This window comes from Sphingomonas sp. 7/4-4, assembly GCF_027941955.1.
GTDB lineage: Bacteria > Pseudomonadota > Alphaproteobacteria > Sphingomonadales > Sphingomonadaceae > Sphingomonas.
The window spans coordinates 1242261-1266499 of record NZ_CP115960.1 but is presented as its reverse complement, the minus strand read 5'-3'; the positions used below and the strand labels follow the sequence as shown (position 1 = coordinate 1266499).

General features: G+C 66.2%; 21 protein-coding genes, 1 tRNA gene and 7 pseudogenes. 14 read left to right on the top strand and 15 right to left on the bottom strand.

Annotated elements, in window-relative coordinates; genetic code table 11:
* Positions 1-21 precede the first annotated feature (21 nt).
* Complete coding sequence (locus tag PIB19_RS06430; RefSeq protein WP_271241077.1) at positions 22-294, bottom strand: hypothetical protein; 273 nt, start codon at positions 292-294, stop codon at positions 22-24.
* On the opposite strand from PIB19_RS06430, the pseudogene nirB reads away from it, so the two are divergent.
* From nirB to mobA, 5 genes and pseudogenes are all read left to right on the top strand, one after another.
* Positions 253-2777, top strand: a pseudogene (nirB, locus tag PIB19_RS06425) (nitrite reductase large subunit NirB). The gene PIB19_RS06430 and the pseudogene nirB sit on opposite strands and share 42 nt — an antisense overlap.
* Entirely contained in the window at positions 2774-3112 is a 339-nt protein-coding gene (nirD, locus tag PIB19_RS06420) for a nitrite reductase small subunit NirD (RefSeq protein WP_271240133.1), read from the top strand. The pseudogene nirB and the gene nirD overlap by 4 nt, the downstream one beginning before the upstream one ends.
* 184 nt (positions 3113-3296) lie before the next feature.
* Positions 3297-5883: pseudogene (locus tag PIB19_RS06415) on the top strand (molybdopterin-dependent oxidoreductase).
* The gene (gene cobA / locus PIB19_RS06410; protein WP_271240132.1) at positions 5876-6655 is read left to right on the top strand and encodes a uroporphyrinogen-III C-methyltransferase; all 780 of its coding nucleotides are present in this window, start codon (positions 5876-5878) and stop codon (positions 6653-6655) included. The pseudogene PIB19_RS06415 and the gene cobA overlap by 8 nt, the downstream one beginning before the upstream one ends.
* On the top strand, positions 6655-7170 hold the full coding sequence (mobA, locus tag PIB19_RS06405; protein ID WP_271240131.1) for a molybdenum cofactor guanylyltransferase: 516 nt from the start codon (positions 6655-6657) through the stop codon (positions 7168-7170). Before cobA ends, mobA begins: the two co-directional genes overlap by 1 nt.
* Here mobA and PIB19_RS06400 read toward each other — a convergent pair.
* The gene (locus PIB19_RS06400) at positions 7167-7997 is read right to left on the bottom strand and encodes a LytTR family DNA-binding domain-containing protein (protein WP_271240130.1); all 831 of its coding nucleotides are present in this window, start codon (positions 7995-7997) and stop codon (positions 7167-7169) included. The two genes, mobA and PIB19_RS06400, sit on opposite strands and share 4 nt — an antisense overlap.
* A gap of 141 nt (positions 7998-8138) precedes the next feature.
* On the opposite strand from PIB19_RS06400, the gene PIB19_RS06395 reads away from it, so the two are divergent.
* On the top strand, positions 8139-10073 hold the full coding sequence (locus PIB19_RS06395; protein ID WP_271240129.1) for a TonB-dependent receptor: 1935 nt from the start codon (positions 8139-8141) through the stop codon (positions 10071-10073).
* Here PIB19_RS06395 and PIB19_RS06390 read toward each other — a convergent pair.
* The 3 genes and pseudogenes from PIB19_RS06390 to argJ all read right to left on the bottom strand — a co-directional run bounded on the left by PIB19_RS06390 (position 10015) and on the right by argJ (position 12084).
* A complete protein-coding gene (locus PIB19_RS06390; protein ID WP_271240128.1) occupies positions 10015-10479 on the bottom strand; it encodes a GFA family protein in 465 nt (154 codons plus the stop codon). The genes PIB19_RS06395 and PIB19_RS06390 overlap by 59 nt on opposite strands.
* A gap of 78 nt (positions 10480-10557) precedes the next feature.
* A pseudogene (locus PIB19_RS23525) lies at positions 10558-10660 on the bottom strand (SEC-C metal-binding domain-containing protein); the annotation flags it as partial.
* 204 nt (positions 10661-10864) lie between these two features.
* Positions 10865-12084 (bottom strand): annotated as a pseudogene (argJ, locus tag PIB19_RS06380) (bifunctional glutamate N-acetyltransferase/amino-acid acetyltransferase ArgJ).
* Between the two features lie 72 nt (positions 12085-12156).
* Between argJ and PIB19_RS06375 the strand changes: the two are divergent.
* The 3 genes and pseudogenes from PIB19_RS06375 (at position 12157) to secA (ending at position 16472) form a co-directional block, all read left to right on the top strand.
* Complete coding sequence (locus PIB19_RS06375) at positions 12157-12795, top strand: TonB family protein (RefSeq protein ID WP_271240126.1); 639 nt, start codon at positions 12157-12159, stop codon at positions 12793-12795.
* A 557-nt stretch (positions 12796-13352) separates the two neighbouring features.
* Entirely contained in the window at positions 13353-13613 is a 261-nt protein-coding gene (locus tag PIB19_RS06370; RefSeq protein WP_271240125.1) for a hypothetical protein, read from the top strand.
* A gap of 113 nt (positions 13614-13726) precedes the next feature.
* A pseudogene (secA, locus tag PIB19_RS06365) lies at positions 13727-16472 on the top strand (preprotein translocase subunit SecA).
* Positions 16473-16621: 149 nt separating this feature from the next.
* Here the strand turns inward: secA and PIB19_RS06360 are convergent.
* From PIB19_RS06360 to PIB19_RS06350, 3 genes and pseudogenes are all read right to left on the bottom strand, one after another.
* The gene (locus PIB19_RS06360) at positions 16622-17134 is read right to left on the bottom strand and encodes a CC0125/CC1285 family lipoprotein (RefSeq protein ID WP_156404839.1); all 513 of its coding nucleotides are present in this window, start codon (positions 17132-17134) and stop codon (positions 16622-16624) included.
* A gap of 95 nt (positions 17135-17229) precedes the next feature.
* Positions 17230-17829 (bottom strand): phosphoribosyltransferase, encoded by a 600-nt coding sequence (locus PIB19_RS06355; protein WP_336297273.1) that lies wholly within the window; start codon positions 17827-17829, stop codon positions 17230-17232.
* Positions 17830-17863: 34 nt separating this feature from the next.
* Positions 17864-18878, bottom strand: a pseudogene (locus tag PIB19_RS06350) (adenosine deaminase).
* Between PIB19_RS06350 and PIB19_RS06345 the strand changes: the two are divergent.
* Positions 18828-19151 (top strand): KTSC domain-containing protein, encoded by a 324-nt coding sequence (locus PIB19_RS06345; protein ID WP_271240124.1) that lies wholly within the window; start codon positions 18828-18830, stop codon positions 19149-19151. The pseudogene PIB19_RS06350 and the gene PIB19_RS06345 sit on opposite strands and share 51 nt — an antisense overlap.
* Here the strand turns inward: PIB19_RS06345 and PIB19_RS06340 are convergent.
* The 7 genes from PIB19_RS06340 to PIB19_RS22865 all read right to left on the bottom strand — a co-directional run bounded on the left by PIB19_RS06340 (position 19148) and on the right by PIB19_RS22865 (position 22413).
* Positions 19148-19549: a type II toxin-antitoxin system VapC family toxin gene (locus PIB19_RS06340; RefSeq protein ID WP_271240123.1), complete on the bottom strand. Its 402-nt coding sequence runs from the start codon at positions 19547-19549 to the stop codon at positions 19148-19150. The two genes, PIB19_RS06345 and PIB19_RS06340, sit on opposite strands and share 4 nt — an antisense overlap.
* Entirely contained in the window at positions 19546-19797 is a 252-nt protein-coding gene (locus tag PIB19_RS06335; protein ID WP_271240122.1) for an AbrB/MazE/SpoVT family DNA-binding domain-containing protein, read from the bottom strand. Before PIB19_RS06335 ends, PIB19_RS06340 begins: the two co-directional genes overlap by 4 nt.
* Before the next feature lie 42 nt (positions 19798-19839).
* Positions 19840-19914 (bottom strand) — tRNA-Asn (locus tag PIB19_RS06330).
* Positions 19915-19989: 75 nt separating this feature from the next.
* Positions 19990-20757 carry an NAD kinase gene (locus PIB19_RS06325; RefSeq protein WP_271240121.1) on the bottom strand — a complete coding sequence of 256 codons (768 nt, stop codon included), beginning with the start codon at positions 20755-20757 and terminating at the stop codon, positions 19990-19992.
* Entirely contained in the window at positions 20754-21767 is a 1014-nt protein-coding gene (moaA, locus tag PIB19_RS06320; protein ID WP_271240120.1) for a GTP 3',8-cyclase MoaA, read from the bottom strand. Before moaA ends, PIB19_RS06325 begins: the two co-directional genes overlap by 4 nt.
* A gap of 61 nt (positions 21768-21828) precedes the next feature.
* Positions 21829-22152: a hypothetical protein gene (locus tag PIB19_RS22870; RefSeq protein ID WP_336297272.1), complete on the bottom strand. Its 324-nt coding sequence runs from the start codon at positions 22150-22152 to the stop codon at positions 21829-21831.
* A gap of 9 nt (positions 22153-22161) precedes the next feature.
* Positions 22162-22413: a hypothetical protein gene (locus PIB19_RS22865; protein WP_336297271.1), complete on the bottom strand. Its 252-nt coding sequence runs from the start codon at positions 22411-22413 to the stop codon at positions 22162-22164.
* Positions 22414-22526: 113 nt separating this feature from the next.
* Between PIB19_RS22865 and PIB19_RS22860 the strand changes: the two genes are divergently transcribed.
* The 4 genes and pseudogenes from PIB19_RS22860 (at position 22527) to PIB19_RS06305 (ending at position 24226) form a co-directional block, all read left to right on the top strand.
* Entirely contained in the window at positions 22527-23168 is a 642-nt protein-coding gene (locus PIB19_RS22860) for a GGDEF domain-containing protein (RefSeq protein ID WP_336297270.1), read from the top strand.
* Positions 23126-23829, top strand: a pseudogene (locus PIB19_RS23520) (EAL domain-containing protein). Before PIB19_RS22860 ends, PIB19_RS23520 begins: the two are co-directional and overlap by 43 nt.
* Complete coding sequence (locus PIB19_RS06310; RefSeq protein ID WP_271240119.1) at positions 23826-24107, top strand: hypothetical protein; 282 nt, start codon at positions 23826-23828, stop codon at positions 24105-24107. The pseudogene PIB19_RS23520 and the gene PIB19_RS06310 overlap by 4 nt, the downstream one beginning before the upstream one ends.
* Positions 24083-24226 carry a hypothetical protein gene (locus tag PIB19_RS06305; protein WP_271240118.1) on the top strand — a complete coding sequence of 48 codons (144 nt, stop codon included), beginning with the start codon at positions 24083-24085 and terminating at the stop codon, positions 24224-24226. The genes PIB19_RS06310 and PIB19_RS06305 overlap by 25 nt, the downstream gene beginning before the upstream one ends.
* Positions 24227-24239: the final 13 nt, after the last annotated feature.

The window sequence follows — 24239 nt, the reverse complement described above, 5'->3', positions numbered from 1 at the left end:
TTTGGAGCGCGGTTCACCGGCTCATTTGCTGCAATGCAAAATTCGCACTTGAACAAGTCCGCGCGAGATCAGCATCATGGCGCCGATCGGGCAAGGACGCCCGAACGAGACATAGCTGCCGCTCCCAGGGTCGGGAACCGGCGGTGCATCGATCGGCAACTGCCGGTCAGGGTGAATTGGCAAGGCCGCCATGCAGGCGCTGGATTTTTCCAGCGGCCCGCATGGCGGTTTTTTGCGTTCTGGAGCTTGAGCATGGAGCTGATTGGCGAAGAATGGACCGGCGAGGCGGCGCAAGGGGCTCCCGGCGTGCCCGTGCGCCGCGAGCATCTCGTGGTGGTCGGCAACGGCATGGCGGGATGCCGCGCGGTCGAGGAATTGCTGGCGCGCGATCCGAACCGCTACCGCGTGACGATCTTCGGCGCCGAGCCGCATGTGAACTACAATCGGATCATGCTCTCGCCGGTGCTCGCGGGCGAGAAGACCTTTGACGAGATCGTGATCAACGGGCTCGACTGGTACCGCGACAATGGTATCGAGCTGATCGCGAGCGATCCCGTGACTGCGATCGATCGCATGGGCAAGACGATCTCCTCGCGGAACGGCCGCACGCTCGGCTATGACAAATTGCTGATCGCCACCGGATCGGATCCCTTCATCATCCCGGTGCCCGGCAAGGATCTGCCCGGCGTGATCAGCTTCCGCGACATGAGCGACGTCGACGCGATGCTCGCCGCGGCGGAAGCTGGAAAGGCGAATGGGGGCGGCGCCGCAGTGGTGATCGGCGGCGGGCTGCTCGGGCTCGAGGCCGCGCACGGGCTCAGCCTGCGCGGCATGAAGGTCACCGTGCTCCATTTGATGCCGACGTTGATGGAGCGCCAGCTCGACGAAGCGGCGGGCTGGCTGCTCAAGTCGGCGCTCGAGGCGCGCGGGCAGACGATCTTGACCGGGGCGGACACTGCCGAAATCCTCGGCACCGATGCCGTCGAAGGCGTCAAGCTGAAGGACGGCCGGGTGATCCCCGCCAGCCTCGTGGTGATGGCAGTGGGCATCCGCCCGAACACCGCGCTGGCTCGCGAGGCCGGCCTCGCGGTCGGCCGCGGCATCCAGGTCGACGATCACATGGTGACCAGCGACGCCAACGTCCTCGCGGTCGGCGAGTGCGTCGAGCATGCCGGACAGGTCTATGGCCTCGTCGCCCCGCTCTGGGAGATGTGCCGCGCGCTCGCCGACGGGCTGGTCGAGAAGCATAGCGGCTACAAGGGCTCGGTCACCTCGACCAAGCTCAAGGTCTCGGGGATCGACGTCTTCTCGGCGGGCGATTTCTCCGGCGGCGACGGCGCCGAGGACATCGTGCTGCGCGACGCCAGCCGCGGCGTCTACAAGCGCGTGGTCGTCAAGGACGACCGCATCGTCGGCGCGGTGCTCTACGGCGATACCGGCGACGGCAGCTGGTATTTCGACCTGCTCAAACGCCAAGAGGACGTTTCCCAGCTCCGCGACGTGCTGATCTTCGGCCAGGCCTTCGCCCAGGGAGGGGCGCCGCGGACCCTAAGGCGGCCGTTGCGGCGCTCTCGGACGATGCCGAGATCTGCGGCTGCAACGGCGTCTCCAAGGGCCAGGTGGTTGCCTGCATCGAGAAGGGCGCGTGCAGCCTCGACGCAGTGCGCGCCGGCTGCAAGGCCTCGGCAAGCTGCGGCTCGTGCACCGGGCTGGTCGAGAACCTCCTCGCGCTGACGCTGGGCGACGAAGTCCAGGCCGGCCCCAAGACGATGTGCAAATGCACCAGCTTCGGCCACGACGACGTCCGCCGCGAGATCGTCGCGCAGGGAATGCGTTCGATCCCCGAAGTGATGCAGATGCTGCACTGGTCGACGCCAGACGGCTGTTCCTCGTGCCGCCCCGCGCTCAATTACTATCTGCTCTGTGCATTGCCGGGCGAATATGTCGACGATCAGCAAAGCCGCTTCGTGAACGAGCGCATGCACGCCAACATCCAGAAGGACGGCACCTATTCCGTCGTCCCGCGGATGTGGGGCGGGCTCACCAACCCCACCGAGCTGCGCGCGATCGCCGACGTGGTCGAGAAGTACAACGCCCCGATGGTCAAGGTGACCGGCGGCCAGCGGCTCGACATCTTCGGGATCAAGAAGGAGGACCTGCCGGCGGTCTGGGCCGATCTCAACGCCGCGGGAATGGTCTCCGGCCACGCTTATGGCAAGGCGCTGCGCACCGTGAAGACCTGTGTCGGCTCCGAATGGTGCCGCTTCGGCACGCAGGATTCGACCGGGCTGGGCGTCAAGCTCGAGCGCGGCTTCTGGGGCAGCTGGATGCCGCACAAGTTCAAGATGGCGGTCTCGGGCTGCCCGCGGAATTGCGCCGAGGCGACGATCAAGGATTTCGGCGTGGTCTGCGTCGACTCCGGCTACGAGCTTCATGTCGGCGGTAATGGCGGCATCCATGTCCGCGTGACCGACCTGCTGGTGAAAGTCGCGACCGAGGAAGAGGCGATGCATTATGCCGCCGCCTTCGTGCAGCTCTACCGCGAGGAAGCACGCTATCTCGAGCGCACCGCGCCGTGGATCGAGCGCGTCGGGTTGCAATACCTCAAGGATCGCATCGTCGAGGACACCGAAACCCGCGATGCGATGGCGGCGCGCTTCTGGCACTCACAGACCTTCAGCCAGGACGATCCCTGGGCCGAACGCGCCTCCGGCGAGGCGCGCGAGCAGCACGCGCATATGGCCGCATTCAAACCCCGTCTGGAGGAAATCGCATGATCGGCGAATGGCTCGACATCGGCTGGCTGAACGAAATCCCGGTGCGCGGCAGCCGCACCGTGCCCGTGGACGGAGGCGAGGAGATCGCTGTGTTCCGCACCGGCGACAATCAGGTCTTCGCACTGGTCAATCGCTGCCCGCACAAGGGCGGGCCGCTGAGCCAGGGCATCGTCCACGGCCACAGCGTCGCCTGCCCACTGCACAATTGGAACATCGCACTGCGGACCGGCGAGGCGCAGGGCGGCGACAAGGGGTGCACGCCGGTGATTCCGGTCAAGATCAACGCCGGGCGGGTGCTGATCTGCCGCGCGGGTGCGATGAAGGCGGCGGCGTGAGGATTGCGATATATAAGCCCCTCCCCTTCAGGGGAGGGGTTGGGGGTGGGGCAGGTGTCTCACCGAGACCTTCCCTCGCCAGTACAGCCCCCACCCCAACCCAGTATCGGGTAAATCGCGCCCCGCGCGATTTAGGTCAGGCTGGGAGCCTGACCGGCCCGATACTCCTGAAGGGGAGGGGCTTTTGAGTGTTGTCCGCACCACCTGCGCTTATTGCGGCGTCGGCTGCGGCATTCTCGCAACGCGCACCGGCGCGCGCTCGGTTGAGATCAAGGGCGATCCCGAGCATCCCGCCAATTACGGCCGGCTCTGTTCCAAGGGCACGCATCTCGGTGAGACCGTGGGGTTGGAGGGCCGGCTGCTCTTTCCCGTGATCGGCAATCGCCGGGCAAGCTGGGACAAGGCACTCGATCTGGTGGCAAAGCGCTTCCGCCAGACGATCGCCGAGCACGGGCCCGACAGTGTCGCATTCTACGTCTCGGGCCAGTTGCTCACCGAGGATTATTACGTCGCCAACAAGCTGATGAAGGGGTTCATCGGCTCGGCGAACATCGACACCAATTCGCGGCTGTGCATGTCGAGCGCAGTCGCCGGCCACACCCGCGCATTCGGCGAGGATGTGGTGCCGGCGAGCTACGACGATTTCGACGCAGCCGATCTGTTCGTGCTGGTCGGTTCGAATACCGCCTGGTGCCATCCCGTGGTCTATCAGCGTATCCGCGCGCGTTGCGACGCCGGCGCGAAGTTGGTGGTGATCGATCCGCGGCGCACCGAGACTGCCGACGAGGCCGATCTGCATCTGCCGATCAAGCCGGGCAGCGACGTCGCGCTGATGAACGGCCTGCTCGCGCATTGCCGTGCCAACGGATTGATCGACGAGACCTACCTGTCCCGCAGCGTCAGCGTACCCGACGATTTCTGGGACAAGGTTGGAGAGGAGCGACCTGTGGTCGGTGGCGAAGGCCTGTGACTTGCCGCCTGCCGACCTCAGGCGCTTCTTCGAATTGTTCGCCGCGCATCCGCGCACGGTCACTCTGTTCAGCCAGGGCGTGAACCAGTCGCTGCGCGGCACCGATCAGGTCAATGCCATCGTCAACCTGCATCTCGCCACCGGACGGATCGGCAAGCCCGGCGCGGCGCCCTTCTCGATCACCGGCCAGCCCAATGCGATGGGCGGGCGCGAGGTCGGCGGGCTTGCCTCGACACTCGCGGCGCATATGGGTTTCGTGCCGGACGATGTCGCGCGCGTCGGGCGCTTCTGGGCTGCGCCCAATATGGCGTGCAAGCCGGGCCTCAAGGCAGTCGACCTGTTCCGCGCGGTGGGCGAGGGGCGGATCAAGGCGTTGTGGGTGATGGCGACCAATCCGGCGGTTTCGATGCCCGATGCCGGCCGCGTGCGCGAGGCGCTGGCGGCATGCCCCTTCGTCGTCGTCTCGGATGTTGTCACCGATACTGACACCAGCAAGTTCGCGCATGTCCGCCTGCCCGCCGCCGCCTGGGGCGAGAAGGACGGCACGGTCACCAATTCGGAGCGGCGGATCAGCCGTCAGCGCGCCGTGCTCGATCTGCCCGGCGAAGCGAGGCCTGATTGGTGGATCGTCACGCAGGTCGCGCGCCGGATGGGGTGGCGCACGGCCTTTCCCTATGATCGCCCCGCCGAGATCTTCCGCGAGCATGCCCGGCTCTCGGCCTATCAGAACCAGGGCGCCAGACTGTTCGAGCTGCGCGAGCAAGTGGCGATCGGCAACCACGCTTATGAAGCGCTCGCGCCGTTCCGCTGGGGCGGCGATGCGTTTGCCGACGGACGTTTCCCGACCCCGGACGGAAAAGCACGACTGGTGCCGGTGCAGCAGATGACGCTGCAGGATCCGCTCGCCAAATGGCCGCTGACGCTCAACACCGGGCGCTACCGCGATCACTGGCACACGATGACGCGCACCGGGCTGAGCCCGAAGCTCGCCCGGCACCGCGACGAGCCGCTGGTCGAGGTGCATCCCGACGATGCCGTGGAGCTGGGCCTGGCCGACCGCGGACTGGCGCGCGTGTCGACTCCGCAGGGCGACAGCGTGTTCCGTGTCACGCTCAGCACCGGCCAGCGCCGCGGCGAATTGTTCGTGCCGATCCACTGGACCGATCAACAATCGACCGGCGGGCGCACCGGGCTGTTGCCGCGGCCGCTGGTCGATCCGCATTCGGGGCAGCCCGGGTTCAAGTCCACGCCGGCCACGATCGCGCCGGTGGCGATCGAATGGCGCGGCTTCCTGCTCGCGACAGGCGAAGTGAAGCAGCCCGATTGCCTGTGGGCGACGCGCGTGCAGGTCGCCGGAGGCGTGCTGTACGAGCTCGCCGGTCAGGGCGATCCGGTGCAGCTCGACGCGCTGCTGCCCAAGGGCGAGCGTGTCGAGGCAGTCGATCGCGCGCGCGGGTCGCGGCGCGTGGCCGTGCTGAAAGACGGCAAGCTTGCCGCGGCGCTGTTCGTCACGCGCGAGGGGCTGTTGCCGTCGCGCGAGTGGCTGATCGCGCAGATCGGCGAGGCGGCGAGCCCGGCCGTGCTGGCGGGCGCACCGCCGGGCGCGCGCGAGGATCGCGGACCGATCGTCTGCCTGTGCTTCGACGTTGGGCTGAAGACGATCGTCAGTGCAGTCGCCAGCCAGCAACTGACCAGCGTCGAGGCTGTCGGCGCGGCGCTTTCGGCCGGCACCAATTGCGGCTCGTGCCGCCCGGCGATCCGCCGGTTGATCGAGCAGAACAGGAGCGTCGCCAATGCATGAGGATGGCATCGGGCTGGGCGAGGTCTGGCTGGTCGGCGCGGGGCCGGGCGATCCCGATCTGCTCACGCGCAAGGCTGAGCGCCTGCTGCGCGCGGCGAGCGTGGTGTTCTACGATGCGCTGGTGGGCGAGGGCGTGCTGGCGCTGATCCCCGATCATGTGCGCAAGGTGCCGGTGGGCAAGCGATCGGGACGGCACTCGAAGGATCAGGGCACGATCGACGCATTGCTCGTCGAGGCGGCGCTGGCGGGTGAGCGCGTGGTGCGGCTGAAGGGCGGCGACCCCTCGATGTTCGGGCGTTCGATGGAGGAAATGGCGGCACTGGCCGAAATCGGCGTGCGTGCGCGGATTTGCCCCGGCGTAACAGCGGCGAGCGCGGCGGCCGCCTCGGCGGGCATCTCGCTGTCGCTGCGTGGACTTGCGCGGCGGGTGCAGTTCGTCACCGCGCATGCCCGCGCCGGCGAGCCGCTCGATCTCGACTGGGCGCAGCTTGCCGATCCGGCCTGCACCACCGCCTTCTACATGGGGCGATCGGCAGCGAACGATATCAGCCGCAACCTGATCGCGCACGGGCTCGATCCGAAGACGCCGGTGCTGATCGCCTGCGACGTCAGTCTGGCCACCGAACGTTGCCTGCGCACTCGGCTCGATCTGCTGCCGCTGGCGGTGCAGACGGTGGCCGAAAACAAGCCGACCCTGATCCTCGTCGGCGAAGCGGTCCGCCAGAACGACGCGGCCGAGATCGCGCAGATCGCGGCACAGGCGCACCGCTGATGCGGGTGCTCGGCGCGATCCTCGCCGGCGGCAAGTCGCGGCGGTTCGGCAGCGACAAGGTATTGGCGGTGCACGAAGGGCGCTGCCTGATCGCGCATTGCGTCGAGGCGCTGCGCGGGCAAGTGGACGATCTGGTCGTTTGCGGGCGGGAGTGGTCGGGACTTGCTTCGCTACCGGATCGGCCTGGTGCCGATGCGGGGCCGCTGGGCGGGCTCAACGCGGCGTTGCATTACCCCGGGTTCGATGCCGTGCTGTGCGTGCCTGTCGATGTCCATCCTTTGCCGGGCAACCTGCGGGCCATGCTCGAGGGAAGCGAGGCGCGGGTGCTGTTGTCGCAGCATGCGATCGGCTTCTGGCCGACGCGGCTCGGGTCGGCGCTCGATGCGCATCTGGAGCGGGGGCATCGCGCGATCGGCGGCTGGATCGCGCATACCGGCGCGATCCGCGTGCCCGATGCGCGGCTCGCGCTGGTCAACATCAACACGCGCGCCGATCTGTCGGCTCTGGCCGCCTAGATCCTGCGCGTCAGCGCGTCGATTGCGTCCATATAGCGGCGGCCGACGGGCACCGTGTTGCCGCAGGCGAGATGGATCAGCGCTCGGCCGGCGCCGTCGCGGCAGACCTGACGGACGTTGCGCGCGTTGATCACCGTCTGGCGGTGGACGCGGACAAAGCCTTGCGGCGCAAGCCGATCGGATAATTCGCTGAGCGTCGCGCGGACGAGATGCGCGCGGCCATGCGCGACGATCTCGCTGTAATTGCCCGCCGAGCGGATCAGCACGACATCATCGGCGCGGACGCGGAGCAAAGGCGATTCTGGGAAATCGAGCCACTCGCCGGGAGCGGCGGGCGGAGGCGAAGCGAAGCTTGGCTCGAATCGCGGTGCACGCGCCAGACGGGCGAGATGTTGCTCCCAGGTCAGCAGCACCAGCAGCATCGTAGTGCCGAGCATCGCCACGCGCGGCAGGAACCCGGAGAAATCCGGGCCGGGCGGAAGCCCGCAGCCCTGATCGACCGGGGTGCCGAGAATCTGGGTCGAAAGCGCATCGACGATCGCCACGGGCACGAAGGCGAGCGCGACCAGCAACAGGCGCGAGCGCTGCGGCCCCAGCATCATCTCGCGGATCCGGTCGCGAAACATCCATCCCAGAGCGATCAACGAGCCCCAGATCAGCGTGACCGTGAGATCGCCCTCGGAATTGTGCATGCCCGGGCGCGGGGCAGGCGCGCTTTCGCCGGCGCGCGCGCCATAGCCGAGCAGGAACGCCAGACCGGCCAGCAAGGCGGCGCCGCTGCCGGGGATACGAAGGTCAGAAATCGACTCACGGGGCCTCGTCGCCATGCCCACACGATAGCGCGTGCATGCGCGCGCGCGAACATCCGTTCGTCACGCCTGTGTGACGTTCGTCCCAATTCGCTCCCGGAGAGCCCGCAACAGGCGGCATCCGGTCGGCCGTGGGGCAAACGAAAAGGACTGTAGACGATGCGTATTTCACTCTGTTGTCTGTCTTTGCTTGCCGCTCCCCAGGCCTTTGCCCAGCAGGTTCCGGCGCCGCAGGGAAGCGACGTCGTCCGCGCCGCCGACGATGCGTTCGGGCGCCGCGTCGGGCTCGAGGATGTCGGCCTGTACAGCGAAGCCGAGGTGCGCGGCTTCGATCTGCAGAGCGCCGGCAATTACCGGATCGAGGACCATTATTTCGTCCGCGCGACTGGGCTGTCGCTGACGCTGATCGATGGGGCCGCGATCCGGGTCGGCGCAAACGGCCTGCGCACCGATTTCGCGGCACCGTCAGGCGTGGTGCAATATGATCTGCACGAGGCCGCGCCGGGCAAGCAGGCTCGGATCGAAGCGGGCTGGCTGGGCGGCGGGGGCCCCGTATTCGATGCGCGCTTCTCCACCGCGACGCAGGACGATCGCTTCGGGATCGTCGGAAACGTCAGGCTCAATTTCCTGCAGGATTATACCGACGGCACCGGCGGCGATTTCTTCGCGGCAGGGATCGTCCCGCACTGGTCGCCGCTGCCGGGCGTGAAGCTCACCGCGATCTACGGCCGGACCTGGTATGAGCGCGGCGGCGATACGGTGTTCGCCACGGAGGACGATATGCCGCCTCCGAGAATCGTGCTGGGGCCCGAACGCTCGCAGCCTTGGATGGAGCAGCGCACCGAGTCGACGCAGGCGGGGCTGATCGCCGATGTCGAGGCAGGAAGCGGCTGGCGGTTCGGTGCATCGGGCTTCCTGTCGCGAGTCGACGATCAGCGGACCTACTTCAACCTGATCCTCTTCCCGGCGGATGGCGGGCCGGCCGAAGCGATCTCGCAGGCGTTCGGCGACGAGCGCTTCCAGTCGATCTCGGGCGAAGTCACTGCGGCGAAGAGTTTCACCACAGGCGCGCTGAACCACCGCCTGATCGCGATGGCGCGGCTGCGCGACAGCCGGGCGCGGACCAGCCCCGGCACGGCGCTGCCGACCGTCCTCTATCCCGATGTCGATGCGCCGGTGGCGATACCGCGTCCCGATTTCGAAATCGATCCCCGCCGCAAGCGCGACACGGTGCGCCAATATGCGGGCGGGATCGGCTATCGTCTGTCGATCGGCAGCGCCGCCGAACTGCGCGCCGACGTCCAGCGCGCCGAATATACCAAGACGGTGCGCGCGCTCGACGGCACCGAGCGGCGCGAGACATCGCGGCCGTGGCTCTACAGCGGCTCGCTTACCGGCGGAATCACTTCGCAGCTGACTGCGTTCGCCAGCTATGCCCGCGGGCTCGAGGAAGCGGGCGTCGCCCCCGGCAATGCCGTCAACCGCGGCGAGGTGCTGCCCGCAGCGATCTCGCGCCAAGCCGAGCTGGGGGTCAAATATGTGATCCCGGGCGGGCCTTCGCTGATCGCGGGGCTGTTCGACATTTCCAAGCCGCTCCCGGGCCTCACCGCCGACGGCATCTATGGCTATGTCGGCGAGGTGCGGCATCGCGGCGTCGAGCTTTCGCTGGCGGGGCCGATCACCGATCGGCTGAGCGCGGTGCTGGGCGCGACGTATCTCGACGCGGAGATCAGCGGCGAACTGGTCGACAGCGGTGCGATCGGCGCACACCCGATCGGCCGTCCGGACAAGATCGCACTCGCCAATCTGACTTGGCGGGTACCGGGGATCGAGGGGCTGACGCTCGATGGCGGTGTCACTTTCCGCGGCGAACGCTATGCCAATCGCGCCAACAGCGCGGTGCTGCCGAGCTACGCTACCTTCCAGGCCGGGCTGCGCCACCGCTTCGAGATCGACGGCAAGCCGGTGACGGTGCGCGCGCGGGTGACCAATCTGTTCGACAAGGTCGTATGGAATGCGAGCAATTCCGGGCTCTTCACGACCAACAACAAGCGGGTGCTGACGCTGACATTGACGGGGAGATCTGAGTGTTAGAGCCCCCGCGTATCCGGCCGGAAACGGTCGTGGCGGGGAGGTCGTCGCCTGCCTCCGCCCAGTCGATGCGGCTGGCATAGAAGATGTGGAAGCCCGGGATCACTGCGTCCGGGGTGTCGAGCGTTGCGATGCTGAAGTCGACGGTCTCGGGCTGGTGATCGACCTGCATCAGAAAGGGCGTGCCGCACCGGGTGCAGAAGCGGCGATGCCCGAAATCGCTCGATGCGACCTTGCCGACCAGTTCGGCTCCTTGCGTGAAGACGAAGTCGTCGACCGGCACGGTGGCGAATGCCATGGCCGGGCTGCCGGAGTTGAGCTGGCAGGTGCGGCAGTGGCACCAGCCGCCGTCATACGGCTCCGACGCCAGTCGATACCGCACCGCGCCGCAAAGACACCCGCCTTCCATCGCCATCCCCTTCGCGTGCGTTTCAGCCCGGTCCGGCACGGTGGCCGGACCGGGCTCATCATCTAGTCTCGCCAGTAATCATGCCGCTCGGCCCCGTCGAAACCGTCCCGAATGCAGGCAACAGCGCTTGAAAGCTCTTTCCGGATCCGCAGGGGCAGGGATCATTGCGTCCGAGCTTTTCGACCAGCTCGACATCGCCGTGGACGAAGCGCAGCCCGCGCTTCACATGCGTTTCGGAGGGATAGCCCTTGCGGCGCTTACTCGTGACCTCGAAAGCAGGGGAGGTCATCGCGGTGGGTTTTGCGTGCCATATCAGCCTCCTGTTGTCAGCCGCCCGATATGGCGGCGCGTGCTGCATGACAGGCGCGCGCCGAAAGGCAAGCACTCAGCTCCGATAATCGGCGTTGATCGAGATATAGCCATGCGTCAGATCGCAGGTCCACACCGTGGCGTGGCCTTCGCCAAGGCCGAGATCGACGCCGATCTCGATCTCGCGGCCCTTGAGGTGCGCGGCGACCGGGGCCTCGTCATATCCCGCGACCGCCAGCCCGTCGCGCGCGACTTGTGTGGTGCCGAAGCGGATCGCGAGCCGGTCGCGCTCGGCGGGTTCGCCAGCCTTGCCGACCGCCATGACCACGCGACCCCAATTGGCATCCTCGCCGGCGATCGCCGTCTTCACCAGCGGCGAATTGGCGATCGACATGGCGATGCGGTGGGCGCTGCGATCGGACTCGGCACCCTCCACGGTGATCTCGATCAATTTCTGCGCGCCTTCACCGTCGCGGACGACGAGCAAGGCGAGTTGGTGGCAGAGATCGGCAAGCGCGGCACGGAAGGCATCGGCGCCGGGGAATCCTGGCCCGCGAGGGGCGCATTGCCGGCCTTGCCGGTGGCGAAAGCGAGGATCGTGTCGCTGGTCGAAGTGTCGCCGTCGACGGTGATGCAGGAGAAAGTTTTGGTATTCGCGCTATTTAGCGCATGTTGCAGAAACTCGGGCGCAACTGCGGCGTCGGTGAAGACGAAGCCGAGCATCGTCGCCATGTCGGGTGCGATCATCCCCGAACCCTTGATGATGCCGACCAAGTTTACCGTACGCCCGTCGACCACCGCAGTCGTCACTGCCGCCTTGGCGAAGGTGTCGGTGGTCATGATCGTCTCGGCGGCGGCCTCCCAACTGCACGGCTCGGCAGTGAAGGCGGCAGCGAGGCCGGCCTCGCTCTTGTCGATCGGCAAGGGCACGCCGATCACTCCGGTCGAGGCGAGGAACACGTCGGAAGGATCGCAGCCGAGATGCTGCGCGGTGCGCGCGGCGAGGTTCTCCACCGCGGCACGGCCGCGATCGCCGGTGAAGGCGTTCGAGTTGCCGGCATTCACCACCAGCGCGCGCGCCTGTCCCAGCACCAGCGCCTTGCGGCACCATTCAACCTCGGGCGAGGGACAACGGCTCCGGGTGAGCACCCCGGCGACATTGGTCCCTTCGTCGAGCGTGACGAAGGTCAGATCGCAGCGATCCCACGTCTTGTATCGCGCGCGGGCGATGCGCGTTGTGACGCCGGCGATGGCGGGAAGATCAGGGAAGGGGAGTGCGAGGGGAGAGCGTTCCATAAAACCAGCCATACAGTGCTTGCTTCGCCACGCAATGCGAGGCCATCATGGGAGAGCAATGGAGAGTGACAAATGGGGTGGATGCTATTGGCGGCGATAGGGTTTCTGCAAGCCGCCGAGGTGCCGAAGGGCGCGCTGGCGACTCCGTTGCGGCTAAAGAGCGCACCGGGCAGTTGGGTGACGAGCGCTGATTACCCGCCCAAAGCAGTCGCGAAGCGCAAATCTGGCAAAGTACATTTCACCCTGACGATCGATACGACGGGGAAACCGGATAGCTGCCACATCACCTGGACTTCGGGATTTGCGGAGCTGGATCAGTATAGTTGCGCTCTTCTCCTGGCGCGTGCCAGGTTCAGCCCGGCTCGTGACGCGGCAGGAAACCCGATCCGCGCCACTTTTTCGAGCAAGTTCGGGTGGGAAATGCCGAACAATCCGAACCCGCAGGATGTTCCGGGGATCGACCTCGTCGTTGAGGTGGCCAAGCTGCCGGCGGGATATGTCAAACCGGCGTTGGCGCGGGTGCATTTCACGAAGTCGGGCAAGCCGGATTCGTGCCGGGTGGAAGCGACCAGCGGTAATGTCGCCATCGACAAGGCGGCGTGTGAGCAAGTGATGTTGCAGGCACCGGCGCCGACAGAAGGCATCAAAGGGGGACCTGTATTCGACACCCGTATGGCCTTGGTGACGTTCGAGCAGGCGCGGGCGAAGTAGGGGAACCGAACATCTCGGGCGATCGGCGGCGAGCGGCGCACTATGTCGCAACCTTCTGCCCTGTAGAGAGTCGCATTGAGTCTGCTGCTTCTCCTCACGGCGCTGTCTGGACTTTGGCATCCGCTGCTCGTCAATTTACGAAGAACTGGCAAGGTAGGATTTGATCTGCTTTCGTTCCCTAATGAGCGAACGGCGGACTCTCCTTTCATCACACGGTGTTGCGCGGATGTCGCGCAGGTGTCGCGTTCGTGTCGCCAAGTTGGCGCGTGGTCGGCGCGAACCGGAGGCGTGGGTGCCGCTTGGGTGCCGCGTACGTGTCGCCTCGGTGTCGCGTGCCTGGCGCGTCGGTGACGCTTCACTGTCGCTTCGCCGGCGTGAACCTGTCGCGAACCCGCCGCTTCCGCCCCGGAAACACGTTATCGAGTCAACGAGTCAACCAAACGAGTCCGCGGCGCGATCGGAACCCCCGCAGCGCGAACGTCGAGCGAGCGGAGCATTTTGATTAGACGAACGGCACCCGGCACACTATGTCGCTGCCTCTTGCTGAGAGAGCCGAATTGAACCTGCTGCTTCTCCTCACTGCGCTGCTCGCGAGCCTGACCGGCAACGGTTCGGGCGATCGCGTCGTGCGTCAGGTGCAGGGCGTGGCATTGGTCCAGGCGGCGCAGGCGGCAGAGGCGGCGGTGAACCGCTCGCAGCAGACGATCCCTGCCGTTCCGGCGCCGCGGCGCATCGAGACGCGGGACATCGCATGGCCGCAAAGCGAAAGCGCGCCGCTTCCCACAACCTATCTGCCCTTCGAGCGTCGGCTCGAATGAGGCGCTGCGCGGCGCGCTGAGGCGGGCCGCCTTTTTTCGTTTTCGCATGACGCGGGTGCCCGGAAGACCGGCTGCGCCCGCCCGATCACCATCAAATACGACAGGAATTCACGATGCTCGGCGGCCTGGCCAAGACCCTTTTCGGCTCCTCGAACGAACGCTACGTCAAATCGCTCGGGGCGATCGTCCAGAAGATCAACGCGTTCGAATCTGCCATCTCGGCGATGGACGACGCGACCCTCGCCAACCAGACATTACTCTTCCGCGAGCGGCTGGCGAACGGCGAGAAGCTCGACAGTATCCTCCCCGAAGCCTTCGCCACGGTGCGCGAGGCGGCCAAGCGCACGCTCGGCCAGCGGCACTATGACGTCCAGATGATCGGCGGCATCGTGCTCCATCGCGGCGAGATCGCCGAGATGCGCACCGGCGAAGGCAAGACGCTGGTCGCCACGCTGGCGACCTATCTCAACGCGCTGCCGGGCGAGGGCGTCCACGTCATCACCGTCAACGACTATCTCGCCAAGCGCGACGCCGAGTGGATGGCGCAGGTCTATGGCTTTCTCGGCCTCACCACCGGGGTGATCATCCCGAACCTGACCGACCAGGAGCGCCGCGACGCTTATGCCGCGGACATCACCTACGGCACGAACAACGAGTTCGGCTTCGATTATCTGCGCGACAACATGAAGTACGACCGCGCATCGATGGTGCAGCGGCCCTTCTCCATGGCGATCGTCGACGAAGTCGATCTCGGTGCTGATCGACGAGGCGCGCACGCCGCTGATCATCTCGGGCCCCACCGATGATCGCAGCGAGCTCTATATGGGCGTCGATGCGATCGTGACGCAGCTCGTGCCGTTCGACTATGAGAAGGACGAGAAGCAGCGCACGGTGGTGCTGACCGAGGACGGCACCGAGAAGGTCGAGCGGATGCTCGAGGATGCCGGGTTGCTCGTCGGCGCCAATCTCTATGATTTCGAGAACACCCAGGTGGTCCACCACCTCAACCAGGCGCTGCGCGCGAACGTGATGTTCAAGCGCGACATCGATTACATCGTGAAGGAAGACAAGGTCATCATCATCGATGAGTTTACCGGCCGCATGATGGATGGGCGGCGCTGGTCCGATGGTCTGCACCAGGCAGTGGAAGCCAAGGAAGGCGTCCAGATCGAGCCCGAGAACCAGACGCTCGCCTCGATCACCTTCCAGAACTATTTCCGCATGTACCCCAAGCTCTCGGGCATGACCGGCACCGCGGCGACCGAGGCGGCGGAATTCTACGACATCTACAAGATGAACGTCGTCACCATCCCGACCAATCTGCCGGTTGCCCGGGCCGACGAGGAAGACGAATTCTACAAGACCACCGAAGAGAAGTTCGGTGCGATCGCGAAGAAGATTCGTGAGCATTCGGCCAAGGGCCAGCCGGTGCTGGTCGGCACCGTCTCGATCGAGAAGAGCGAATTGCTCTCCGAATTCCTCAAGAAGGAGGGCGTCGAGCACGCCGTTCTGAACGCGCGCCACCACGAGCTGGAAGCGGGCATCGTCGCGCAGGCGGGGCGGCTGGGCGCTGTCACCATCGCGACCAACATGGCGGGCCGCGGCACCGACATCCAGCTGGGCGGCAACCTCGAATTCCGCCTCCACGACGAGCTGGAGGGCATGGAGGAAGGCCCGCAGCGCGATGCCGCGATCGAGCAGATCAAGGCCGAGATCGCCGCCGAAAAGGCGCGCGTGATCGAGGCGGGCGGGCTGTTCGTGCTCGGCACCGAGCGCCACGAGAGCCGCCGCATCGACAACCAGCTGCGCGGCCGTTCGGGCCGCCAGGGCGATCCCGGCCTCAGCCGCTTCTATCTGAGCCTCGACGACGATCTGCTGCGCATCTTCGGTTCGAACACCTTGTTCGCCAAGATGATGCGCAACAATATCGAGGACGGCGAGGCGATCGGCAGCAAGTGGCTGTCGAAGGCGATCGAGACCGCGCAGAAGAAGGTCGAGGCGCGCAACTACGACATCCGCAAGCAGGTCGTCGAATATGACGACGTGATGAACGATCAGCGCAAGGTCATCTACGAGCAGCGTGCCGACATCATGGATGCCGACACGGTAGGCGAAGTGGTGACCGACATGCGGCTCGAGACGGTCAATTCGATCGTCGGCGAGGCGTGCCCGCCCAATAGCTATCCCGAACAGTGGGACGTTGCCGGGCTGAAGGAGAAGGTCTCCTCGATGCTCGCGATCGAGGCGCCGATCGAGGACTGGATCCGCGTCGAGGAAGCGATCGGGCCCGAATTGGTCGAAGAGCGCATCCGCGAGATGGCCGACGAGCATGTAAACTCCAAGGCGGCCGAGCTCGATCCGGAGACGTGGACGAGCATCGAGAAGTCGATCCTGCTCCAGAATCTCGATCATCACTGGAAGGAGCATCTCGCGATGCTCGATGCGCTGCGTCAGGTCGTGCATCTGCGCGCCTACGCGCAGAAGACGCCGATCAACGAGTATAAGCACGAGGCGTTCGCGATGTTCGAGCGGATGCTCGCGAACATCCGCGAGGACGTGACCCGCACGCTCGCCTTCGCGCAGTTCCGCATGGCGCCGCCGCAGGACCTGCCCGAGCTGCCCGACTTCCTGACCACGCACATCGATCCGCTGACCGGGCTGGACAATACCGGCGATTATGACGGCGGCGCGGCGGGTTTGGTGTTCAACCAATTGCCGCCGCTGGGCATCCCCCAGCCTTCGGGCGAGGATCTCGGCACCGATCCGGCGCAATGGGAAGGACTGGTCAGCCGCAACGCGCCATGCCCGTGCGGATCAGGGCTCAAGTACAAGCACTGCCACGGCGCACTGACAGCGTAAGGCATAAAAAATCCTCCCTCGCTTTAGCGGGGGAGGGGGACCACGAAGTGGTGGTGGGGGCTTGGCCGCAGGCGACGTCGTCTGGGGAGAGGCCCCTCCGTCATGCTGCGCATGCCACCTCCCCGCTTGCGCGAGGGAGGATTCGGCAATCAGCGCGTTTCGGGCATCTTGATCTGGGGGCCGAGACGGTCGAGCACTTCGCGCGCATCGAAGGCGCGGACATTGGTGCTCGGCTTCGGGCCGCGGCCGGTCACGATCTCGGCCGTCGCCTCATATTGGCGGACGGTGCGATAATCCCAGTCGCGGTCGCGCCAGAAGGGGTCGTCCCAGAACGGATCGTAGCTGCGCCAGCCCCAGCGCGGCCCGCGATAGAAGCGCCATGACGGGCTCCAATAGCCCCACGGGCCGGGTCCGTAAAAGGCGCCCGGCGTGCGATAGGTATCGGTCTTGGTCTCGGTGTCGCGCGTGACGAGGATGAAATGGTCGAAGCCGCGCTGCACGGTGAGTTCGGCGGCCCGGTAGAGCAGATAGCGCTCGACCGTCTCGCGCGAGGTGAGGCTGTTGCCCGCGAAGCTGACGCGGAAACGATTGCTCTCGATCTGCTCGTCGGAGAAGCCCAGCCGCGACGAGGCGGTGGCGGGCTGATAGGGAGTCGCGGTCATGCAGCCCGCGAGCGCGGCGCTGCCCGCAAGCGCTGCTGCCAGCGCCAGAATGCGCGGGCGTCTGGTTATGCTATTTAGCATGGTTCCTCCGGTAGTTACGGCGAGGGGCGGGGATGCCGATCGCGAGTCGAACGCGCACGGGACAGGAAAGGCTCCCGTGCGAAGACACGATGAATCGTGCGCCTTGGGCGATTGACGGAGGCTGAACGATTCTCAGGCGATCCGCTCCGGAACTTCCATCGCTTCCTCGGCGAGCTTCGCGCGCGGCGCCATCGCTTCCCAGGGAAAATGAACCAGTCCTTGGTCACGCTCCGGTCGATCATGCGGTGGCGATAATCGACGCGCTGGGCGGAGACGATGTTGTCGATCAGCACGGCGAAGCGGATATTTTCGCCGATCGCGCCCTGCACGGCGAGCGCGGCGCGGATCGCGCCGATCGTGCGGCCGCTGTCGTTGATGTCCTCGACGAAGAGAAGCTGGTCTCCGGCGCGGGTGCGTTCGGCGAGGACGGCGACGAGTGCGGCGCCGAACGAGGCGATGCCGGCCGAATGGTCGATCGAGACGAGTTGGATATCCATGCGATGCGAAAGGTACACGCCCGGCGTCAGCCCGCCGCGGCCGACCCCGACGAGCAGGGCAGGGCGCCAGCCCTCGGCCTCCATCGCGGCGGCAAGCGCCTCGATACCCTCGACCATGTCGTCATGGCTGTAGGAGAGAAGACGATCTCGCTCATGAATGCGCCTCCACATAGGCGTCGAGTGCGGCGAGGTGCATGGCAACGGCGTCGTCGGGCAGGAAGGAGCCGAGAAAGCTGTTGCGCGCCAGCGTGACGAGATCGTCGCGGTCAAGTCCGCGGCCTTCCGCCACCGCGCGGTAATTGGCGCCGACATAGCCGCCGAAATAAGCCGGATCGTCCGAATTGATCGTAGCGCGCAGCCCGAGGCGCAGCATCCGGTCGATCGGGTGGGCGTCAATCGAGGCGACGTTGCAGAGCTTGACGTTGGAGAGCGGGCAGACGGTGAGAGTCATGCCCGAGCGGGCGAGACGCGTGACGAGGGCCGGATCCTCGAGGCTGCGATTGCCGTGATCGAGCCGGTCGACATGAAGCAGGTCGAGTGCCTCATGGACATATTCGGGCGGGCCTTCCTCGCCGGCATGCGCGACGCGCTTGAGCCCCATCGCTGCGGCGGCCGCGAACACACGCTCGAACTTGGAGGGGGATGGCCGATCTCGGACGAATCGAGCCCCACCGCGTCGATCCGATCGATCCACGGCTGGGCCTGGCTGAGCGTCTTGAACGCGTCTTCCTCATCGAGGTGACGCAGGAAGCACAGGATCAGCTTCGAAGTGAGGTCATGGCGCTTCTCGGCTTCGGCCATGCCCGCGAGCAGCCCGTTGGCGACCACGCCGAACGGGATGCCGCGATGCGTGTGGGTCTGCGGATCGAAGAAGATCTCGGCATGGACGACCCCATCCGCGGCGGCGCGATCGAAATAAGCGAGCGCGAGATCGCGGAAATCCTCCTCGGTGCGCAGCACCTCGGCGCCGGCATAATAGATGTCGAGGAAATCCTGCAGGTTCGAGAAATCATAGGCGGCGCGCACTTCTTCGACCGAGGCGAAGGAATCGCGACCTGATTGCGGCGGGCGAATTCGAACATCTGCTCGGGTTCGAGGCTGCCTTCGATGTGGAGATGCAACTCGGCCTTGGGCAGACCGGTAATGAAGACGTCGAGATCGCTCATCGGGCGAGCATCGCAGGGGTGGGAGAGGGGCGCAAGGGAGCACAGGCGTGCCGCCCGCGTTGGGACATCATGCCTTCAAGCGTGATCCGCGGATGGAAATATGACGAGGACGCGCAGCGGCTCGAAGTCACCTTCGTGAACGGCAGGCGCTACAGCTATCACGAGGTCCCGCCCGGCATCGTTCAGGAAATGCGCGCGGCATTCTCAAAGGGCAGATATTTCAATCGGAAGATCCGCGATCATTTCCGCTTCATCAGAATGCCGCGACCTTAGCATTGAAGCAGATGTACCGCGCCTCCCAGTTCCTCAACCAATTTCCCTGCCCGCCGATCGAAGGTCACGAATGTGTCCGCCCCCAACCAAGCGCCCTCGAACGCGATCACGCCGTCGGCGAAATCGCCACCCGCCTCCAACATCGCCAATCCGGCATCGACAGCCGGCTGGTGCGTGACCACATTCGCGCTTCGCGTAAGCCGTCGGATCGCTTCGGCAATGGAAGGCGTTGGAAGCTTATAGCTTCGCGTCAGCACCCAGACGAACTCGCAGAACACCGAAACCGGAACGGCGATCAGTTCCGCGTCGGCCAAGGCTTGTTGCGCGAGCGCAGCCTGTTCGAGATCGTCCGCAACCACGGCCCGGATAAGGACATTGGTGTCGGCCGTGAGCTTCATTTCTCGCCCGACCAGCCCTGGATCGTTGCGGCAGCGATCTCCTCGATCGACAGCACGGGCCCATGGCGGCGCTTCAGCAAGCCGAAAACCTCACTGATGTCGTGCCTCGCGGAGACTGCCCGAACCTCGATCCGGCCATCGGGCAGCTTCTCGACATCGATCTGCTGGCCTGGTCGTACACCTAGATGCTGCAGCAAATCTTTGCGCAGCGTCACTTGACCCTTGGCGGTGACGGTCAGTTTGCTCATGCGGATAATGTAAGGCGATTGTGCCTTACTGCCAAGTGGAAGTGGCTCCCCGGGCCTGATTCGAACAGGCGACCATTCGATTAACAGTCGAACGCTCTACCGCTGAGCTACCGGGGAAAACCGTCTTCTTGGCGGCCGTGGCCGCTGCGGAGGCGCGCCTATAGCAGCGGGTTTTCCGACATGGCAAGAGGCTCAGGCGATGAATTGTTCCATCGTTATGCGGTCGTCCAGCGCATGCTCGGGATCGAAGAGCAAAGTGAGGTCGCGCATATGGTCGATCGCGACATCGACGCGGGCGACTTCCCGGACCTCGCGTTGATCGGCGACGGCACTGACCGGGCGCTTGTCGGCCTCGAGCACCCTGATGCCGATGCGGGTCTTTTCGGGGAGGATCGCCCCGCGCCAGCGCCGCGGCCGGAACGGGCTGATCGGCGTGAGCGCGAGCAGCGCCGAGCCGAGCGGCAGGATCGGGCCGTTGGCGGAGAGATTGTACGCAGTCGAGCCTGCGGGGGTCGCGACGAGCATGCCGTCGGCGATCAACTCTTCGAGCACGACGCGATCGTTGATGGTGACTTCGAGCTTGGCGGTCTGGCGCGTTTCGCGGAGCAAGGAGACTTCGTTGATCGCGGGAAGCACGCACTGTTCGCCGTCAACTGTGGTCGCCGTCATGGTGAGCGGCGAGACGCGGAACGGCTTGGCGCGGGCCAGGCGCTCTTCGAGGCCTTCCAGCCGCCAGTCGTTCATCAGAAAGCCGATCGTGCCGAGATTCATCCCGAACACGGGAAGGATCCGGCGGCGTTCGAGCATCGCGTGGAGCGTCTGGAGCATGAAGCCGTCGCCGCCGAGCGCCACGACCTGCTCGGCCTGGTCGAGGGGAACCCAATCATACGCCGTGCGGAGCTCCTCGGCCGCGACTTGCGCGGGAGGCGTCGGCGAAGCGACGAGCGCGCGTGCGATCATCCGCCGGTGACGCTCATGTGGCGCGCGACGGCGGGCGCCGAACCCGGAGCGATGTGGAAATCGTGCGCGGCGGGCTTGAGGTCGAGCGCTTCGCTGATGCGCGTATCGACTTCGGCGAGCCCGCCCGTGCGGATCGCCTCGCGCAGATCGACCGAATCCTCATGGCCGAGGCACATGTGGAGCTTGCCGTCGGTCGAGAGGCGGACGCGGTTGCAGGTCGCGCAGAAATTGCCGGTCAGCGGCGAGATCAGGCCGAGCCGCGTATCGGTACCGCCGAGGCGCCAATAGCGCGCGGGGCCACCGGACTGATGATCGTCGGGCTCGAGATCGAATCGGTCGCGCAGATCGGCGAGGACACGCGGGAGCGGCAGGAAGCGATCGGCGCGGTCCTCGTCGATATGACCGAGCGGCATCGTCTCGATCAGCGTCAGATCGTGGCCCCGTTCGCCGGCCCAGGCGAGCATCGGTGCGATCTCGTCTTCGTTGAGACCCTTCAAGGCGACCATGTTGATCTTGACGCGCAGGCCCGCCGTCTTCGCCGCTGCGATCCCGCCCAGCACCTTGGCGACGTCGCCGTGGCGCGTGATGTAGCGGAAACGATCGGCATCGCGACTGTCGAGGCTGACGTTGATCCGGCGCATGCCCGCAGCGAACAGTTCCCCGGCATGCTGCGCGAGGCGCGTGCCGTTGGTGGTGAGGGTGAGCTCGTCGAGCGCGCCGCCGACCTGCCGGCCGAGGCGATGCGCCAGCTCGATCATGTCGCGGCGCACCAGCGGCTCGCCGCCCGACAGCCGGATCTTCCGCACCCCGCGCGCGATGAAGCGCTCGGCGATCAGCGCGATTTCCTCGAGGCTGAGCAATTCCGCGCGGGGCAGGAAGGTCATCTCCTCGGCCATGCAATAGCGGCAGCGGAGATCGCAGCGATCGGTGACCGAGACGCGCAGATAGGTGATCGCCCGGCCGTGGCGGTCCACCAATTTCTGGTCGCGGGTGGCGAGGGCGCTTGCCATGATGCCGGGGTAAGGCCTTGCGCGTGGCCAAACAACCCTTGCGATGGCGGCGGGCACAGGTTCACGCTATCGAGGGGCGAATGGATGACAATTTCACGATCGCCGACCCCGCCACCGCCACCGACACGCCGGTGTTCGTGCTCTCCTTCCGACAGCGCGACGAAGTGGCGGCAGCCGCGGCGGGCGGCGGCTGGCGCGTGGTCGCGGCGCGGCGGCCTGACGGGCTGGAGCAGCGCTTCCTCGCGAGTGGCGCCAACGTCGCGGTGATCGATGCGCGCGGGGCGATGAGCGAAGGACTCGACGCCACGAAGGCGCTGGCCCGGGTGATCGAGGCGCATGGCGGCGCGATGCTGATCCTCGTCTCGCAGAGCGACACGGTCCGCATGCGGCATTTCTACGATGCCGGGGCGACGCATTTCCTCGGCAGCCCGATGTCGTCGGCGGCGATGGCGCACGCGATCCGCTTCGCCCAGCGCCATGTCGAGCGGCTGGCGCGGTCGAGCGGGCAGGGGACCGGTGCCGCCGAGCCGCTGGGATGGCGGTTCGATCCCGAGATGCGATCGCTGCAGCTCACCCCCGGGCTGGCCAACCTGCTCGGCCTGAGCGAGGCGCCGGGATTGCTCTCGGTGATGCGGAGACTCGACAAGGACGATCGCAGCCTGGTCAAATCGGCGCTGACGCGGCTGGACAAGCACCAGGGCTCGACTGCCTTCGCGCACGATCTGAGCGGCGTGGGGCGCGTGGTGCAGCATCTCCAATATGATCTCGAAGAGCGGAGCGCTGCACGCTTTGGTGGAGGCGCTCGGGATCGCGCCGGATGCCAGTGTCGCAGTGCGCGATGCGCTCACCGGCGCGCGGGACGCCAACAGCGCGCGGCGCTGGATCGATCGCGAGCTGGTGGAAGGCAAGCCGATCGGGGCGATCCTGATCGCGCTCAACCGGTTCGAGACGGTCAACACCGCTTATGGCCGCGAGGCGGGCGACGCGCTGTTGCGCGGCGTTTCGCGCAGGGTCGCGGAAGTGGCGCGCGAACTGCTGGGACGCGAGGCGATCGTCGCGCGGATCGGCGGATCGGAGTTCCTCGTCGCGAGCCACGATGCAGACGCAACGCGCCTGGTCGAGGCCGAGGCGCGGCTGGAAGAGGTGCTGAGCCGGCCCTTCGTGGCGGGCGGCGAGATCGCGCATCTCGGCGCGCGGATGGTGAGCGTGACGAGCGTCGGCGGCGATTCGGCAGGAACCCTTTGCGGCGCGCCAGCGAGGCGCTGCTCGGCGACGCAGTACCGGCGGAGCCGAATGCCCCGCCGATCGAGGAACTCGCCAACGATCTGCATCGCGCGCTCGAGCGCAGCGAGATCGGCGTGCGCTATCAGCCGCAGGTGGCGATCGCCTCGGGGCAGGTGATCGGAGTCGAGGCGCTGGCGCGCTGGCACCATCCGCAACTTGGCGAGATCGGCGCCGAGACCTTGTTTCTCGCGGCCCAGCGCGCAGGGCTGGAGGCGCAGCTCAGCGATCATGTCCAGCGGCGGGCGCTGACGGGTGCGTCGCAATGGCCCAGCAAGCTCGGCGACCTGCGGCTGTCGATCAACGTGACGGCCGCCGATATCGCGCGCGCCGGATTTGCCGACAGCCTGCTCGGGCGAGTCGACGTCAGCGGGTTTCCCGCTCGCGCCTGACCGTGGAGATCACCGAGAGCGGGATCATGGCGGATCTGACCGAGGCGGCGCGGTTGCTTTCGCAACTTCGCGCGGCGGGCTGCCGGGTCGCGATCGACGATTTCGGCACCGGTTATTCGAGCCTCGCGTATCTGAAGGCGCTGCCGCTTGACTATCTCAAGATCGACAAGAGGCTGAGCCACGACATCACCGGAGCGCACCGTGACCGCGTGGTGGTGCGCGGCGTGATCGACATGGCGCGCTCGCTGGGGCTGGCGGTGGTCGCCGAAGGCGTGGAGACCGAGGCGCAGCTGGACCTGCTGGCGAAGGAAGGGTGCCAGTATTTCCAGGGTTATCTCTGCGCCGAGCCGCTCGACGTGCCCGCGCTCGCCAATCTGGTGCAGGGATGAGCGATCCGCAGGACGTGACCGGCGTCTGGTACGGCCGTTACTCGGCTGATCAGGATTATCAGGACAACGGCTTCATCGCGTTGCTCGAGGAACTACGCGGCGCAGTGACGGGCACGATCAGCGAGCCCGATGAGGCCAGCGGCGGCATTCGGCGCGCGATGGTGAACGGCCAGCGCGACGGCGCGAGCCTCAGCTTCACCAAGCAGTATGACGGGACCGGGGCTGGACCCATAGCGTCGATTATGCCGGGAATGTGGATCCCGACGGCACGCTGGTGATGGGCGGCTGGGTCGTCGAAGGGCTGACCGGCGCGTTCGACATGACGCGCGAGAAGTTCGACGCCGAGGCGCTGGAGGGCGAGGAAGACATCGCGATCGTGATCGGTCGCGGCGCCTGAGCTGATCGAGAGG